Source organism: Pseudoalteromonas mucoides, assembly GCF_049257175.1.
Classification (GTDB): Bacteria; Pseudomonadota; Gammaproteobacteria; order Enterobacterales; family Alteromonadaceae; genus Pseudoalteromonas.
Map to the genome: position 1 here is coordinate 102405 of NZ_JBMMUC010000002.1, position 14044 is coordinate 116448.

Annotated in this window: 13 protein-coding genes; 5 read left to right on the forward strand and 8 right to left on the reverse strand. The window is 40.2% G+C overall.

Features of this window, described 5'->3' with window-relative positions; translation table 11 throughout:
* Nucleotides 1–3: 3 nt before the first annotated feature.
* The 3 genes from ileS to murJ all read right to left on the reverse strand — a co-directional run bounded on the left by ileS (nucleotide 4) and on the right by murJ (nucleotide 5395).
* Nucleotides 4–2832 (reverse strand): isoleucine--tRNA ligase, encoded by a 2829-nt coding sequence (ileS, locus tag AAEU30_RS02180; RefSeq protein ID WP_421959108.1) that lies wholly within the window; start codon nucleotides 2830–2832, stop codon nucleotides 4–6.
* A gap of 25 nt (nucleotides 2833–2857) precedes the next feature.
* On the reverse strand, nucleotides 2858–3784 hold the full coding sequence (gene ribF, locus AAEU30_RS02185; protein ID WP_421959109.1) for a bifunctional riboflavin kinase/FAD synthetase: 927 nt from the start codon (nucleotides 3782–3784) through the stop codon (nucleotides 2858–2860).
* Nucleotides 3785–3856: 72 nt separating this feature from the next.
* Nucleotides 3857–5395, reverse strand: coding sequence for a murein biosynthesis integral membrane protein MurJ (gene murJ, locus AAEU30_RS02190; RefSeq protein WP_421959312.1), 1539 nt, complete (start codon nucleotides 5393–5395; stop codon nucleotides 3857–3859).
* A 297-nt stretch (nucleotides 5396–5692) separates the two neighbouring features.
* On the opposite strand from murJ, the gene rpsT reads away from it, so the two are divergent.
* A complete protein-coding gene (gene rpsT, locus AAEU30_RS02195) occupies nucleotides 5693–5953 on the forward strand; it encodes a 30S ribosomal protein S20 (RefSeq protein ID WP_016708897.1) in 261 nt (86 codons plus the stop codon).
* 75 nt (nucleotides 5954–6028) lie between these two features.
* Here rpsT and AAEU30_RS02200 read toward each other — a convergent pair whose 3' ends face one another.
* A complete protein-coding gene (locus AAEU30_RS02200) occupies nucleotides 6029–6412 on the reverse strand; it encodes a response regulator (protein ID WP_421959110.1) in 384 nt (127 codons plus the stop codon).
* 114 nt (nucleotides 6413–6526) lie between these two features.
* Here AAEU30_RS02200 and AAEU30_RS02205 point away from each other — a divergent pair, with 114 nt between their 5' ends.
* The 3 genes from AAEU30_RS02205 to smrA all read left to right on the forward strand — a co-directional run bounded on the left by AAEU30_RS02205 (nucleotide 6527) and on the right by smrA (nucleotide 8018).
* Entirely contained in the window at nucleotides 6527–6979 is a 453-nt protein-coding gene (locus tag AAEU30_RS02205) for a hypothetical protein (protein ID WP_421959111.1), read from the forward strand.
* Between the two features lie 99 nt (nucleotides 6980–7078).
* Complete coding sequence (locus AAEU30_RS02210) at nucleotides 7079–7324, forward strand: hypothetical protein (protein ID WP_421959313.1); 246 nt, start codon at nucleotides 7079–7081, stop codon at nucleotides 7322–7324.
* A gap of 115 nt (nucleotides 7325–7439) precedes the next feature.
* Nucleotides 7440–8018, forward strand: a complete 579-nt coding sequence (smrA, locus tag AAEU30_RS02215; protein ID WP_421959112.1) for a DNA endonuclease SmrA — start codon at nucleotides 7440–7442, stop codon at nucleotides 8016–8018.
* 18 nt (nucleotides 8019–8036) lie between these two features.
* Here smrA and AAEU30_RS02220 read toward each other — a convergent pair whose 3' ends face one another.
* Together AAEU30_RS02220 and AAEU30_RS02225 are read right to left on the reverse strand one after the other, a co-directional pair.
* Complete coding sequence (locus AAEU30_RS02220) at nucleotides 8037–8168, reverse strand: hypothetical protein (protein ID WP_421959113.1); 132 nt, start codon at nucleotides 8166–8168, stop codon at nucleotides 8037–8039.
* Between the two features lie 98 nt (nucleotides 8169–8266).
* Nucleotides 8267–9187 (reverse strand): 2-hydroxyacid dehydrogenase, encoded by a 921-nt coding sequence (locus AAEU30_RS02225; protein ID WP_421959114.1) that lies wholly within the window; start codon nucleotides 9185–9187, stop codon nucleotides 8267–8269.
* Between the two features lie 163 nt (nucleotides 9188–9350).
* Between AAEU30_RS02225 and olsF the strand changes: the two genes are divergently transcribed.
* Nucleotides 9351–11063 carry a bifunctional ornithine lipid synthase OlsF gene (gene olsF, locus AAEU30_RS02230; RefSeq protein WP_421959115.1) on the forward strand — a complete coding sequence of 571 codons (1713 nt, stop codon included), beginning with the start codon at nucleotides 9351–9353 and terminating at the stop codon, nucleotides 11061–11063.
* A 251-nt stretch (nucleotides 11064–11314) separates the two neighbouring features.
* Here olsF and dapE read toward each other — a convergent pair whose 3' ends face one another.
* Complete coding sequence (dapE, locus tag AAEU30_RS02235) at nucleotides 11315–12511, reverse strand: succinyl-diaminopimelate desuccinylase (protein ID WP_421959116.1); 1197 nt, start codon at nucleotides 12509–12511, stop codon at nucleotides 11315–11317.
* 57 nt (nucleotides 12512–12568) lie between these two features.
* Nucleotides 12569–13987 carry an MATE family efflux transporter gene (locus tag AAEU30_RS02240; RefSeq protein ID WP_421959117.1) on the reverse strand — a complete coding sequence of 473 codons (1419 nt, stop codon included), beginning with the start codon at nucleotides 13985–13987 and terminating at the stop codon, nucleotides 12569–12571.
* Nucleotides 13988–14044 lie beyond the last annotated feature (57 nt).

The following is a 14044-nucleotide window of genomic DNA, read 5'->3' on the forward strand; positions in this document are numbered from 1 at the left end:
CTCCTATGCGAATTGGCGTGTTTCGCCTTCGCCATCTACGTTGCTAACACAACGACCACAGATTTCAGGATGTGCAGGGTTCGCCCCTACATCATCACAATAGTGCCAACAACGCTCACATTTTTCTGCATCTGTTGCCGCAACACTAATGTATAAACCATCAATTTCAGTTGTTTGAGTGCCTTCTGGTTGCTCATTAACTGCAGCAACCGTTACTTGAGAGGTCAATAGGACAAAGCGTAACTCATCACCTAATGCTGATAATTTATCCGCGATTTCTGCATTTGCAAAAATACTTACATTAGCCTGTAATGTTGCGCCAATGACTTCTTCTTTACGAGCACCTTCAAGTACGCGGTTTACTTCATCACGCACGGTTAGAATAGTTAACCAATCATCATTGCTAAATTGGCCTTCAGTCACTGCCTTTAAGCCATCATACCAAACTGAGGTAAATACATACTGGTCACGCTCACCTGGTAATGCTTCCCAGATTTCTTGCGCTGTGAAGCTCATTATAGGCGCCATCCAACGCGTCATTGCTTCAGCAATATGGTACAAAGCGGTTTGACATGAGCGACGCGCATGACTGTCACTCTTCGCTGTATACTGACGGTCTTTAATTACATCTAAGTAGAACGAGCCTAACTCTCCTGTACAGAAGTTCATTAGCTTTTGCGTAACTTGTAGCATCTGATAGCTCTCATAGGCTGCCACAATTTCATCTTGTAATTGCGCTGCACGACCTACAATCCAGCGGTCAAGCTCAACCATGTCTTCAATAGCAACTTGGTCTGTTTTAGGATCAAAACCACTTAAGTTAGCCAGTAAGTAACGGCTGGTGTTACGAATACGACGGTAGCGGTCCGCTGAACGTTTAAAGATTTCATCAGAAACCGTCATTTCAGCAGTGTAATCTGTTGAAGCAACCCAAAGGCGTAAAATATCAGCGCCTAGTTTGTTCATTACATTTTGTGGTGAGATTACATTGCCTAATGATTTAGACATTTTACGACCATTCTCGTCCACGGTGAAACCATGAGTAAGTACTTGGCGATAAGGTGCATGACCATTAATAGCAACTGAGGTCATCATTGATGACATAAACCAACCACGGTGCTGATCTGACCCTTCTAGGTATAAATCGGCTGGGCCTGTTAATTCTTCACGAGCATCAACAACACATGCATGCGACACACCAGAGTCAAACCATACATCAAGAGTATCTTGTACTTTCATGTATTGCTGAGCATCTGCTTCGCCTAACAATGTTGCTGGTTCTAAATCATACCAAGCTTGAATACCTGATTTTTCTACCAGTTTTGCCGCTTCTTCAATCAATGATTGCGTATTCGGATGTAACGCGCCGGTGTCTTTATCAACAAATAAAGCTATTGGCACGCCCCACGTACGTTGACGTGAAATACACCAATCAGGACGCCCTTCAACCATATTTGCAATGCGGCTCTCGCCCCACTCAGGTAGCCATTGAGTGTTTTTGATTTCTGATAATGAATCTTGACGCAAATTAGCTTGATCCATGCTAACAAACCACTGCGGTGTTGCACGGAAAATAATTGGCGTTTTATGGCGCCAGCAATGCGGGTAACTATGTGTTAATGCATGGTGGTGCATTAGTGCATTACGCTCAGTTAATACATCAACCACACTGGCGTTTGCTTTAAATACATGCTGACCTGCAAACAGTTCGGTGTCTGGTAGGTAAACGCCATTGGCACCTACAGGATTAGCAACTTCTAAACCGTATTGTAAACCTGCCACGAAATCTTCTTGACCGTGACCTGGTGCTGTGTGAACAATACCTGTACCTGAGTCAGTCGTTACGTGTTCAGCCACAATTACCGGCACGTTAAAGTCATAAAATGGGTGTGCAACTTGAAGGTTTTCAAGTACCGCACCTTTAACATAACCTAAAACGTGGTAATGGTTAAAGCCATAACGGTCCATAGCATCTTTTACAAGCTCAGAACCTAAAATTAAACGTTGCTGCGAGCCTTCGTCATCAACTTGAACAAGGGCATATTCTAAATCAGCGTGAACGGCAACTGCACGGTTAGCTGGAAGTGTCCACGGTGTCGTTGTCCAAATCACGGTGCTTACAGTGCCCGTACCTTCATGATCTGCTTTTAAGTCAAATGCATTAATTACGGCGTTTTGATCTGAAAATTCAAAACGAACATCAATTGCTGGCGATTGCTTATCTTGGTACTCAACTTCTGCTTCAGCCAATGCTGAACCACAATCTGTACACCAGTGAACTGGTTTCGCACCTTTATGTAAATGCCCTTTTTCGATAATACGACCTAATACGCGAATTGCGTTGGCTTCAAAATCAAAGTTCATCGTTAAATAAGGCCTATCCCAATCAGCAAAAACACCTAAGCGTTTAAAGTCTACTTTTTGGCCTTCAACTTGCTTTTTAGCATAAGCACGGCATTTCTCACGAAATTCGGCCGCAGTGACTTTAACACCGGGTTTGCCAACCTTTTTCTCAACCATTAACTCGATTGGTAGACCATGACAGTCCCAACCCGGCACATAAGGGGCATCAAAATCAGATAAAGTTTTTGATTTAACAATGATGTCTTTTAAAATTTTATTTACTGAATGGCCTAAATGGATATCGCCGTTTGCATACGGAGGGCCGTCATGCAAAATAAAGGTTTTTTTACCTTTTTTAGCGTTGCGAATTTGACCGTATAGGTCGTCTTCATACCATGTTTTAAGCATTTTTGGTTCACGTTGTGCCAAATTGCCGCGCATTGGAAACATTGTTTCCGGTAAATTCAAAGTATGTTTGTAGTCGCTCATTAATCCTACTTTCCGTATCGGCTACCTAAATTAAACCAAAACACTGCTTAGCGGCAGCAACATCCGTTGCTATTTGTGCCGTCAATTGTGTTAATGTCTCGAATTTTTGCTCATCGCGAAGTTTTTCAATCAACTCCACATGCATAAACTGTCCGTAAATCTCTTGCGCAAAATCAAATAAGTGCACTTCTAATAATGCGCGTGTTCCATTAAATGTGGGCTTATTGCCAATATTAGCAACCCCATATATTGTTCTACCTTTCAGCATAACTTGCACTGCAAACACCCCGTTAACAGGGCAGACCTGACGTTTCAGTGCAATGTTTGCTGTTCTAAAACCAAGTTCCCGGCCACGTTTCCAACCATGTATAACACGCCCTGATATAGCATAGTTATGACCAAGCATCGCTTTAGCTTGCGCTAGCTGACCATGCGCAAGTGCTTCACGAATCAGTGTGCTGCTTACTCTAGCATTTAATTGGCGAAAACTCGCGGTGCTTTTTACATCCATTTGAGCCGCTTGGCCCATTTGCGTAAGTAATCTAAAGTCACCTTGACGACGCTTACCAAATCGAAAGTCATCACCAACCGTTAGCGCTTTCACACCCAGCTTATTAATCAATATCTCGCTGACAAACTGCTCAGCCTGCATATTAGCAAACTGTTGATTAAAGCTAATGCAAATTACTCGCTCAATGCCTAAATTAGCAAGTAGTTTAAGTTTGTCACGTAATCGCGTTAATCGAGCAGGCGCATTATCTTTGGCAAAAAACTCTTGGGGCTGAGGTTCAAATAACATCACTGTACTTGGCAAATTGTATTTCTTTGCGTCATTAAGTAAGCCTTTAAGCACTTCGCCATGGCCTAAATGAACGCCATCAAAATTGCCAATGGTCAACACACAACCATAATGTTGCGTGCGAATATTGTGAATACCTCTGATTAACTCCATACCACCTAATTGCCTTTGCCAGCTCGGCTGAACATTTTCCAACCGTAGAAGCTGGCGATTATAATCTTTTTTTTAATTTGATTCAGTAGTTGCTACGTTTTTTATCGTATTTAGTCGCACACCGAGCATAAACATGCACAAGAAATAAACAAACCCAGCCAAAATCAATAACCCGCTGAGTAAAATAACTTGTTCACCAAAATGCCAATCTCGCCATAAGAACTGATTTGAGGTATACCAAACAGATAAACCCATTACAGCGCTTGCAACAATACATTTAAATGTAAATTGTCCACTAAAACTTGAAAAATGATATACCTGCTCTTTGTTTAATTGTCTGTATAACAAATAAGCATTGCAACTTGCCGACATTGACGTGGCCAAAGCTAACCCTAAATAACCTATAAATGGCGCTAGCATAATATTAAATACCATATTTAAAACCAAAGTAATAATACCTATACGCACAGGTGTTTTAGTATCTTGGCGTGCATAAAAACCTGGCGCCAGCACCTTGATTAACATAAAGCTGACTAAACCAACGGAGTAAGCCATTACACCTAGGCTTACTGCTTGAACATGGTCAATATTGCCCTCTTTAAATGCGCCATGATCAAACAAAACAGAAATAATTAATGGGCTAATTAGCATTAAGCCAACCATCGCAGGGAGGCCTAAAAATATTACAAAGCGTACACCCCAATCTAATGTATGTTGGAAGTCAGTGCTTTTATCGCTGCTATGTAATTTAGATAGCGCAGGCAAAATAACGGTGGCAATACCGATGCCAAACAATCCTAGTGGAAACTCGATTAATCTATCTGAATAATAAAGCCAAGCGATTGACCCTGTCATCAAAAGTGACGCAATCATGGTATCAAGCAATAAATTAATTTGACTGATGGATACACCAAACAGCGCTGGGATCATCAAAGTGCGGACTTTTTTAACATTTTCATCTTGCCAAGCCCAACGAGGTTTACTGAGCATCTTCGCACGGTATAAAAACGGCAATTGAAACAATAACTGCACAACACCACCCACAAATACTCCTATCGCAAGCGAGTATGCCCCTACTGAAAATTGGTCGTGTAATAAAATAGCGCAGCTGATAATTGAGATATTGAGTAATACGGGTGTAAAAGCGGCTACAGCAAAACGGTTATAAACGTTCATTACCGCACCGCTTAATGCAACTAGGCTAACGAAAAACAAATAGGGAAATGTCCATTTTAGTAATTCACTGGCCAGGACAAACTTTTCTCCATCAGGGTTTCCTTGGTACCACTCAATAAACCAGCCAGTACCAAATAAAGCAGCTATTACAGGAGATGCTATAACGCCAAGCACGGTTACAATTAATAATATAGTGCCTAGCGTACCTGCGGCTTGGGCAACAAAAAAGCGAACTTTATCATCACCTTGTTGCTCTTTAATTTCAGATAAAACAGGCACAAAAGCCTGCGCAAAGGCCCCTTCAGCAAATAATCGACGTAAAAAATTAGGGATACGATTGGCAAACAAAAAAACATCGGCAGCGGCATTGGCACCTAGCAAATTTGCCACCACAGCATCACGCACTAAGCCCAAAATACGCGAGATCATGGTCATTGCACTCACAATCATACCAGAACGAAATAATCCTTTTGCCACACTAAAACCTGCTTAAAAACCAATGAGAAAGTTAATTATGCCACAGACTTTTTTATAAATCGCTCTAAAGCACTAGGCTCAGTGCATGGGCTTTGTTACAATAGCGATATTAACTGCTAAAGCGGCAAATTGATGTTCGTTATAAAGGAGCAGTTTTTCTTGTTATGTCAATTTTTTATTGACATTCATGATTAAAAAAGGCATATTCCACGGCCTTTAAATTAAGCTTATTTTTAAGATTGTTAGGAGCAAACCTTGGCTAACATCAAGTCTGCAAAAAAACGCGCTATCACTAGCGAAAAAAACCGTCAGCATAACGCAAGCCGTCGTTCAATGATGCGTACATACTTCAAAAAAGTAGTTGTTGCTATTGAAGCGGGCGACAAGGAAGCTGCACAGCAAGCTTTCGCAGTTGCTACACCAATTTTAGACCGTTACGCAACTAAAGGTCTAATTCACAAAAACAAAGCTGCTCGTCATAAGAGCCGTTTAGCTGCTAAAATTAAAGCACTATAATTTGTTTTTGTAGAATATAAAAAACCGGCCTAGGCCGGTTTTTTTGTATCTAAAATGCGCTTACCACACTATTCATTAAGCTATTTCTAATTCTGGATAAAACTTTTTCAACATTGCAGCTATTTTCTTAGGTGTAAACGGTTTTACAACAAACCCTTTCGCTCCTTTATCAATCGCATCCTTAACGTTCTCAACGGTTGAATGTGCTGAGACCATAACAACATTTGTCGCTGGGTTTATTTCATTTATTTTGGCAATAATTTCTTTACCATCACCATCGGGCAACTCGATATCTAAAAAGATAATATTGTAGTCTGCTGCTTGGCAGGCACTAATACACTGAGCCGCTGTAGAAGCTTCTTTAACATTTTCGATACCCAAATGCATAAGCGTTTGATTAAGAAAGCTACGTACCGTCCCTACATCATCCACAATTAAAATAGAAAGCTGCGTATTCATACTTGATCCCCATAGGCTATGAGCTAGGTTTAAGTTATTATAGTTAATATATAAACTTATTTAATTCATTGATCTCATTATAGAGACACTTGCTTAAAAGGCCAGATTTGCTTCATGTCTAATAAAATAAAAAAACAGTCGTTACTTGGCAAAGCCCCGCAAAGAAAAAAAACGCAACCAAGTACAAATAAAAGAAATGCCGCAATAAATACAACAAACACAACGATTGAAAATAGTAATTCGACAAATACCACTACACAGAGTAAGCCCAAAAGTAGAGTGTTAATCATTACTTTAGTTATTTTACTATTAATCTTTTTAATTACCCCTAAACCGCAGTTAATTACCTATCAAAAGTTAGGTCTAGTAACACAAAGCGTGTATTGGCCTGGTTTGTTTGGCTACGGCGCTAACTTGTTTGATTCTAGCTTAAAACCAAGAGCGGACTTAGAGCGTAATACCTTATACTTATGCCAAAACCTAAAACAGCCAGCTACCTGTCAAAAATACCGAGTTACCGAGACAAAAGGTTTTTTTGCAGCGATGAGCAAGCTAATTTTGGATTAATAAAACTAATCTGAAAAATATAAAATTACTTGGTTGAAAGGTGTGCAAAAGATCACCATAATGGCGCTCCTTTTTCAACACAAGTACACTGAAACGATCATGTTAAACGAGCTAGATTGGCTTTTAAACTTTACTCTGTTAGCCCTAGGATTAGGGGCGTTATTTATCAATCAATTAACTTTATTGCGTGTTGCCGCGGTTAGCGCCTGCGTATTATTGTTTTTATCGTTTAGCTTAGACTTAATGTCTTCGAGTGTAATCTCAAATATGAGTTTAGTGTTGATCAATACATTTTATCTGTTCAAAGTTTATACTTTCGGTCAATTAAATGTAACAGCTAATTAATATCTCTCCCAAGATAATTTTATACCTCATTGAGTTTGCTCACTGAGGTATTTTTTTGTCTATTATTTAGAACTAAGTTAAAATCTGCTTCGTATTAAACTAATTTGGGGTGAGTATGTCATTATCGGATTTTGATTTATTTTTATCTTCTATGGAAGATGTTGAGCCACTTAGTCACGATACCATAAAGCCACAGCAGTTAAAGCCGCAACCTTCTATATCACAACAAGAAAAACGTAAAGCAGCGGAAGCCGATCTAGCGAACGACGAAAACTATCTTAGAAGCGAGCTTGTTGAACTAATCGCGCCAGACTCTCTACTCAGTTATAAAAATAAAGGTGTACAAGAAGGCGTCTTTAAAAACTTGCGCTTAGCAAAATACCAAATAGATGCGACGTTAGACTTACATGGCCAACCTCTTAAGTCCGCTCGCCTAGCCTTATTTGATTTTATAAATGACTGCCATGTTAAAAACATACGTGTTGTATTGGTGCGTCACGGAATTGGAATCAAAAATAAAAAAACACCCGGCATACTTAAAAGCTACACCAATAAATGGCTGCAAGAGTTATCGAGCGTATTGGCATTTCATACTGCATTGAGGCAGCATGGCGGTATTGGGGCTACATATGTATTAATTAAGAAAAGTGATGAGAAAAAGCATGAAAACCGAGAGCGTCACGCAAAACGCTGAGCTCTCGAATCGCTATAATTAATCTTGTTGTGTAATTTCAGCCTGGTTTGGTTCATCTGCATTAGCTTGATTAAACCAAGCTGATACTCCCATAAGAATAACTGATACTAAAATGAGACTAAATTTAACGCCGCCGTGTTGATTTTTCATAGTTAACCTTATTTTTATTATTATTTTTTTATTACAGTATTAGGTTAGCTAAAATCACATATGTTAACAAGATGTATGAAGCATTAATTGTTCAAATTTTAATAACCTTTTGTTCTATCTACCTGATGATTTAGTTCTAACCTTTTTCCTAGCCGCTGAACATTCTCTGCGACTTGTTGCGCAACGCTCGCTACACTAGATAAAGCTGCGCAGTGTGGGGTAACGGTTACTGCATCATGAGACCAAAATGGGTGCTCCGCTGGCAATGGCTCTTGCCTAAACACATCAAGTGTTGCAGCGCGTATTACTTTGTTATCTAAGGCCCATAGTAAATCATCTTCAACAACATGTTGACCACGAGCAACATTAATTAAAACGCCATGCTGCGGGAGCTGGCTTAATAATGCTTTATCAATAATATTTTCAGTATGGGGCGTTAGCGGTAATAAACACACTAAGTAATCAGCTTGAGGTAATAACCTTGCGAGCTCTTCTTGGGAGTGTACACAGGTAACGTCAGTAAACTGTTTAGGGCTTTGCGAAAATGCTGAGACCTTAAAGTTATTAGCAAGCAAACGTTTTGCACAGTGTTGCCCTAGTTGGCCAAAACCTAAAAATACCACATGGTTAAATTCATGTGCGCGTTTAGGCTGCCAAAGCTGATTTACCTGTTTAATAAAGTACTCTTGTAATTTGAGCTTATGCGCAAGTGTGTGAGCTAAAACATATTCAGCCATATCATCCGCTAATAGCTCGTCAACAATGCGTGTAACCACCACGTTATCAGCGAGTAAGTCTAAATCGATGCTATCAACCCCGGCGCCAAATGATGACACGGCTTTAAGGTTAGGTAACTGCTGCCACATTTGCTCAGGAGCCTGCCAGGCAACCACAAACTCCACAGTGTCTAGGTTGCTACAGCTTGGCCATTGTGAGATCTCTACATCAGGTAAATGCTTTTGTAGTGTATTTATTAACTTAGTACAGTCTCGGTTACTAATTGCGATTAGTAGATGCATGGCATTCCTCAAGTCTATGTGTTTTTTATTATTATATCCGCAAGCGATTAAAAAACGATGATTAAAAATACGCTCTTTAAAAAGTCACACAATTGCAACCTAACTGTCATAGCAAACTTTTACTCTGGCTCTATATTGAGAGCCAAATGACAATGAGGTAATTATGATCAGTGTTGATAAAGTAATCGCTGCAAATCTACCACAATTAGAGAACTCACCTAAAGTAAAAGGGTTGGTGAAAAAAGGATTAGGTTACTTGCTCCACGAGCAGGAGTTTGTGGCGTTTGGCGATGCCTACCCTCATTTACAAGGAATTGAGTTTGTAGAGCAAGTGCTTGATGAGCTAGACTTTGACACTCGGTATAAACCTAAACAAATTGAGAATATTCCCAGTGAAGGAAAGCTTGTCATAGTGGCAAACCACCCTATTGGTTCTTTAGATGCGTTAGCATTAATTAAGGTCTTGTTTAGCTTACGACAGGATTTAAAAGTGGTTGCTAATCGGATGCTCATGTCGGTGACCCCTATGCATTCTTTACTTTTGCCGGTAGATAACCTTTCAGGAACCAGTAAAAAGCAAGAGCTGAGTAATATTCATCAACACTTGAAAAATGAGGGTGCTGTATTAATTTTCCCCGCGGGTGAAGTGTCTCGGCTGGGCCCTACAGGTATCAAAGACTGTAAATGGAATAGCGGTTTTTTACGCATCGCCAAAAAAGCGAATTGTCCAATATTACCCATTTATATAAAAGCGAAGAATAGCCCACTATTTTATGGCACCTCAATGATTTATAAGCCGTTAGCGAGTTTATTGCTAGTCAAAGAGATGTTTAAGCAACGCCAAAAGTCGTTAGAATTTGAAATTGGTGCCTCAATCCCGCCTGAGTCATATTTAATAGAGAATCTAAAAGACAAAGAAGTGGTCAACTTAATTCGCAAACAACTTTATGCGTTAACATCCAAGAAAACATTACCACTTAAAACCCAGACCCCAATCGCCACTTCAGAATGTCGTAAAGAATTGAAAAAAGCCATCGAAAAATGCCAATTACTAGGCACTACGCAAGATGGCATGCAAATATACCTATATCAGTACCAAGGCAGCTCCCCTATTTTTAGAGAGCTTGGGCGTTTACGTGAAATATCATTTCGTACAGTGGGCGAAGGCAGTGGTAAGCGTCGCGATATTGATAAATACGATATGGATTATCAACATCTGGTTTTATGGGACCCCAACCAACTAGAGTTAGTTGGCGCCTACCGCCTCGCATGTGCACAAGAGATCATAGATAAACATGGTCGCAAAGGTTTATACACAGATAGTTTATTTTCCTACAGCGATGAAATGACTCCCTATTTTAAAGCGGGTATCGAACTTGGCCGCAGCTTTGTGCAACCTAAATATTGGGGTCGTAAAAGTCTCGATTATTTATGGTATGGCATAGGCGCATTTGTCAAAAACTATCCGCAATATCGCTATTTATACGGCGCAGTTAGTGTATCGAACGCACTGCCTGATCAAGCCAAAGCAATGCTGGTGCACTACTACCAGTATTATTACGGTGCTAAACACACTATTGCGACTCCAAACAATGAATTTAAAGCCACTGAGCAACAATTAAAACAATGCCAAAGTTTATTCTCAGGCGATGATATAAAAGAAGACTTTGTTGAATTGAAACATGTTCTCGCCAATATGGGTGCCCAAGTACCCACTTTATTTAAGCAATATACTGAATTGTGTGAGCCTGGTGGCGTGCAGTTTTTAAGTTTTAGTGTAGATCCTGAGTTTAATAACTGTATTGATGGGCTCGTGCTGGTTGATCTTGAAAAAGTAAAAGCAGGTAAAGCAAAGCGCTATCTAAGCAAAGAGTAAACACGCATTTTTAGGTAACCTGAACTCTGGTTAAGAGATGTACTAATGTATTGATATTAAATCACAAATATATTTATTAGTCTTCAGCCGGAGACTTTTAGCGATAACAAGGCGAATTTACGCGTCAATAGCTAGCCTATTGCAAGTAAATTCAACGCAGTTAGCGTTGAAAGTAGCCGCTGGAGATAGATTTATTATCCGGAGTTCAGGTTAGGTAGTTTCGTTCTATATTTGATTATAAAATGCTCGTGCTAACAGCGAGCATTTTTATTAAATAAATTAGTAAGTAATTGTGTATAAATTTGCTCTATCATCAGTAAGTCAGCAACTGGAACGTGTTCATTAGCTTGATGAATTGTATTATTGCGTACCCCACATTCGATCACTTGAGTATGACTATTTGCGAAAAACCGGCCATCTGATGTGCCACCACTGGTGCTTAGTAAGGGGTAACTGCCAGTGACCTTGAATACAGCCTGCTCAACGTGGGTTAACAAACAATTATGATTACATTGATGACTTGTATAAAACGATTCACAAGGGCGTTCCCATTCAATAGTGAGGTATTGCGCTAAACCTTCTAAGGCAAATTGAATTTCATTTTTTATATCGGCACTTTTATAACCATGACTATAGCGAATATTAAATGTCATCTCACATTGTGCTGGCACCATATTATCGACTACGTTGGCAATATTAATTCCTGTAATTTGTAAGCTGGTTGTTGAACCCACTTCATCATGCTGCCAACCAATATTAGTTAAGCGTTTTACGATATCAGCACTTAAATGGGCTGCATTTATGGTATTTTCAGGGTATGCAACATGACCCGATTTACCTGTGATCAGTAAGCGCGCAGAGAGCGCACCACGTCGGCCGTTTTTAATAGTATCACCAACCTGTAAGTGGCTCGTCGGCTCACCCACAATACAACCATCAAGTTGAACTCCTTGTTGTGCCAAACGTTCTGCAATCAGCAAAGAGCCGTACTCAGCTTCACCTTCTTCATCTGAAGTAATTAACCAATAAAAGCAGCCTTCTTTTTGCGAAATATCGGCTATCAGTTTACGGGTTGCGCTCAACATTGCAGCCACTCCTCCTTTCATATCTGCAGCTCCGCGCCCATAAACGGCATGGTCTTTAATCTGCCCTGAAAAAGGGTCAACACACCAGTGTTCTGCCGTTGCTGGTACCACGTCTATATGGCCCGAAAAGGCATAAACAGGCCCATCACCGAAGCTGAGCTTAGCAATTAAATTCGTCACGTTATTAAAAGAAAATTGCTCACACTCAAAACCTAGCTCTTTTAACTGAGGCGCTAACCAGTCAATTGCACCCGCTTGCTGTGGCGTAACTGACTTAAATCGGATGAGTTTTTGTAAACAAGTCACCACAGATTCTGCATGGTTTGTGTCACTTGAAGAATGTGTTTGAAGCGCTAACGTCATAATAAGCCTACCTAATCAAAACTTAGTAAGTTCATTACAACGCGAGTTTATGACCGCTTAATGACTGCCCTCTTCGATAAACGCTTCTTGGGTAACTTTTGCTATATCTTTATCATCTTTTGTTAATTGTGTTTGCTGCCAGCGACCGCGACAAAACCATGCATAAGACACCAGTGCAACTAAAACATTGGTAACAGCAAATGAATACCAAATACCGTAATCGCCTAAATTAGTATGTTTAGATAAAATATAGGCAGCAGGGAATTGCACTACACATTGTGAAAATAAAGCCAATATCATCGCATTGAGCATATTACCTGATGCCCGAAAGGCAGCAACAACACATAATTGCACGCCAATTCCGCCCCAGGTTAAGCACATAACACGAATAAACTGTGCACCTTTATTGATCACATCTAAATCATCGGGAATAAAAAACGCCACCTGCACAGGTGCAAATATATACGCCAAAACACCAATCATCGTTAAGCCTATTAATCCCCAAACAACGGCTAATTTTGTTATTTGCTCTGCACGTTTAATATTGCCAGCGCCCATGTTTTGTCCAACCAAAGTAGACACAGCCATCGATAAACCCATCGCCGGGATCATGACCATTTGCAATATATTAGAGCCAACACCATAGGCTGCAATCGTTTGGGTGCCAAAGCTTGCCACTAAAAATGACATAATAATTAAGCCAAATGCGCGTGTAGAGAGCTCGACCGAGCCAGGTGCACCTAAAAAGAAAGCTTGTTTGATATATGAATAATCAGGAATAAAACTTGAGAATTTTAATTGGATACCATGGCGGCCACGCATAAAAATTACGACTCCTGCTATCGCTGCCAAACTTTGCGTAACAAGAGTGGCTAAAGCGGCCCCCATCACACCATAACCAGAAAAACTGCCATAGCCAAAGATAAATAGCGGATCAAGTATAAAGTTCAGCAGTACAGTTGAGCTAACAATGATTAACGGTACTTTTGTTTGCCCAATCCCCCGCATGAGCGCTTGAAACATCGCATAGATGAAGACAAAAATAACACCAATAAATGACACATGCATAAATTTTAGCGCATCGTTATATACCGCTTTATCAACCCCCAGCAAAGCCAAGAAATAGGGCGAGAGAATATACCCTATGCAACCTAACACGCAGGCAGTAATTGTTACCATCAGCATGGTTTGCGCTGCGACATGGTTAACTTTGTCTTGTTGTCCTGCCCCCATGTATTGCGCTGATAAAATAGCGCCCGCCATGGCCAGCCCTGAACCAATAGCGATAACTAAAAATGTGACGGGCATACTCACTGAAACAGCTGCAACTTGTGCTGCACCTAAACGACCTACCCAAAAGGCATCAGTCAATTGATAAGCTGACTGCAAAATATTAATTAATATGATGGGCACGGCAAGTTTCAGTAATGCCTTACTGATTGAGCCATTGAGAAAAAGTGAGTTGGTTGGATTCATAGTACCCCTTAATTTGAGCACATCATTATAGCCTAAAACCATGACCTATTGATGAAC